Source organism: Bacillus sp. ME78 (assembly GCF_903970865.1).
In the GTDB taxonomy this organism is placed as follows: domain Bacteria; phylum Bacillota; class Bacilli; order Bacillales; family Bacillaceae_G; genus Bacillus_A; species Bacillus_A cereus.
In genome coordinates this window covers 1-2,806 of record NZ_CAJCKK010000069.1, presented here as the reverse complement: position 1 = coordinate 2,806, position 2,806 = coordinate 1, and the positions used below count along the sequence as shown (strand labels likewise).

Here is a 2,806-nt window from a genome sequence, read left to right as displayed (position 1 = left end):
ACCCATAAAAATTCGATATGAAGGTGATAAAAATACATCGTACCTGTTACGCCACCAAAAATTTTTCCTTCTTCATTTTTTACTACGAGGCGTACTTCTTCCATCGTCTGTCTTGCCTCATCTGTTAAGATGGACATATTATATTGAATAACTTTATTTTTAATATATTCTCCTTCAGTGCGTGTACCGTTCTTTATATGTTTCATTTATATTGCTTCCTTTCAGCTTAGTAATCTACATTTTATTTTTTCTCTTTAAAATACTAATACATACGAATCCACCATATGTAACAAAGCATGAAAAGCCAATTATACCTGGTACAGAGACATATCCTACCCTTATGTAACTTATAACCGCAAAACAAACGATAGACAATAAAATAGATGGCCAAAATATAAGAGCTGTTTTTCTTCTTCCTCGTTTCGATGTACTTTCTTTCTCTCCAGAAACACGTGTGCTAAAAAGCAATACAATACAATACAAATAAGGATCGCTGTAAAGTAAATTGTATCTAATGACAAATCGTGATCATATAGTGCGATTCCAACTTCAAGAGCAATAATCGTTAAAATTAAAATAATGATTGTTGAAGTCTTTAAGTTTCTTTTCAACCGCTCACTCCTAGCATGTTTTCACTATATTCTTTGTATATGTACTTTAAAACTACTGCAAAAGCTTCATCTACCTCTTTATTTTCACGGCGATTCGGTAAATCTTTTCCCCCCATCACATAAAGAAGCAGAAATTCGTTAAACATTCCTATTATACCAATAAATTCAATATCGAATATAAAAAAACTTTTCGGCAGCTCATATCAGCTATTTAAATAAGAAAAAGGTAGCATGCATTTTTTCTTGCTACCGAAAAATATTTATTCTTCTATAGGATTTTCAGGACCGTTAAGTTCCAGCTGATAAAAAGTTAAATCTAGCCATTTATTAAACTTATAACCAGATTTTTTTATTGTCCCTGCATGAACAAATCCATAGTTTTGATGCAAGGCAATACTTTTTTCATTCTCTGCATCAATTCCAGCAATTAAGGTCATATACTCTCTTTCCTTCGCAATTTTGATTAATTCTTTCATTAATGAAGACCCAATGCCATTTTTTCTATATGCCTTATCTACATACACAGAATGTTCAACTGAATATTTATAAGCAGGCCACGCTCTAAATGGGCCGAATGTCGCAAACCCTACTACTTTATTATCTAATTCATATACGAAAATGGGATACCCTTCAGCCTTTTTTTGTTCATACCAATCTATTCTATTTTCAAGGGTTACAGGTTTATACGCATATACAGCTGTTGTATAAAGTATCGCATCGTTATAAATATCTAAAATGTATGCTAAATCTCTTTTCGTTGCTTCCCTTATCATTATTTTCTTCCTTTCATCATGTTCATCTTATTTCACTATTTTTTTAATAGTTTTATTTTATCGAAATTTCCGTTTTTTATCTACATACGAATACTAGCTTTTCGGAAACCATCAAATATATTTATTGCAGCAGATAACATATAAAAGAAAATTCCTCCCCCAATGAGCCACGTTTTAAACTCCTCTGGGGAAATAGTAAATGCATTTGCCAAATACGTAATAAATCCTGCGTTAAATAAATGTGGATTTACTACAATTACAATGAATACTATCGTCCCAGCTACTTGAAGAATAGCATTTCCAATCGCCAATCTTTGCGTCCATTGTCCTTGCACTAATTTATAAAGGGATATACCTATTTCAAAAACGATCATAATTACAATGATTGGCCAGTACTGCAGTAAAACATCTTGATTAAAAGTTGGCGAGACAAACTTCAGTCCATTTGCCGTACCATGATATACGCCAACAAGATGATTCGCATAAAAGTAAAGTGTAGCCCAAACTGCTGTCCACATTAAACCTCCAAAAACTTCAAACTTCGAGATTGCTTTTTTCTTTGGGATATACGAGATGTTTTTCAAATCATCTGGTGTCCATTTTTTAAAACTTGTCGTCAACGGCTGAATACCTTTGTCTTTATCTGTTCTTTCTAAAATAACAAACACAAGTGTCAACCAGAAAAATACATGAAGACCCACTTCAAAAATTTCCCCAATACCTTTACCTATCAATTGTAAAATAACATTTAATGCTGCTTGATCACCACTATAGCCTATAAAATTTTCTGCAACCATTGAAATGAGCGCAATAACAGCTGCAATTGGTATAATCATTTTTAATAGCGTCGTATATACATCAAAATAACGTGGTCCAATTAAATGCATTGGTCTATCCAAGTACCCATTAGCCAATGAAACTGGACTTCCCAATTTTTCGAGTACACTCTTCACATCTTCCTCATTATAATCGTCTGGTAACATATCCTCTATTGTTGACCGTAGTTCAAGTGTAATATCTTCACGATTTTGTTCAGGCAATCTCTTCGCAACTTCATGGACATACATATCAATCAAACTCATTTTTGTCCTCCTCCTTTAATAAGTTATAAAGTTCTTTCGAATCCTTTACCCACTGCTTTTTCAATTGTAAAAATATCTCTAATCCATATTCACTTAAAACATAATACTTACGAGGTCTACTCTCTGTTTTATCCCAACTACTCGTCACTAACTCCTGCTTTTCTAATCGGCGAAGTAGTGGATATAAAGTACTTTGATCAATTGTAATCCCTGATATCTTTCCATTCACACTTACCCGGAACAAAATTTTGCAGCTATTGACTGTTATACTTGCGGTACAACCGTTGAACCACAAATAACGATTGATTATATCGTAAATATATTAAAACCGGAACGGATG

3 protein-coding genes and 4 pseudogenes are annotated in these 2,806 nt (G+C 33.1%); 1 reads left to right on the top strand and 6 read right to left on the bottom strand.

The annotated features are described in order from the left end of the window. From H6481_RS27985 to H6481_RS27960, 6 genes and pseudogenes are all read right to left on the bottom strand, one after another. Window positions 1-206: pseudogene (locus H6481_RS27985) on the bottom strand (GNAT family N-acetyltransferase); the annotation flags it as partial. A gap of 28 nt (window positions 207-234) precedes the next feature. Beyond that, window positions 235-611: pseudogene (locus tag H6481_RS27980) on the bottom strand (hypothetical protein). After that, window positions 608-757 carry a hypothetical protein gene (locus tag H6481_RS27975; protein ID WP_176328760.1) on the bottom strand — a complete coding sequence of 50 codons (150 nt, stop codon included), beginning with the start codon at window positions 755-757 and terminating at the stop codon, window positions 608-610. The pseudogene H6481_RS27980 and the gene H6481_RS27975 overlap by 4 nt, the downstream one beginning before the upstream one ends. A 114-nt stretch (window positions 758-871) precedes the next feature. Further along, entirely contained in the window at window positions 872-1,384 is a 513-nt protein-coding gene (locus tag H6481_RS27970; protein ID WP_182813782.1) for a GNAT family N-acetyltransferase, read from the bottom strand. 80 nt (window positions 1,385-1,464) lie between these two features. Then, entirely contained in the window at window positions 1,465-2,466 is a 1,002-nt protein-coding gene (locus H6481_RS27965; protein WP_078993754.1) for a hypothetical protein, read from the bottom strand. After that, window positions 2,453-2,680, bottom strand: a pseudogene (locus H6481_RS27960) (PadR family transcriptional regulator); the annotation flags it as partial. The gene H6481_RS27965 and the pseudogene H6481_RS27960, both read right to left, overlap by 14 nt. On the opposite strand from H6481_RS27960, the pseudogene H6481_RS27955 reads away from it, so the two are divergent. Continuing rightward, window positions 2,681-2,806, top strand: a pseudogene (locus tag H6481_RS27955) (S-adenosylmethionine decarboxylase); the annotation flags it as partial.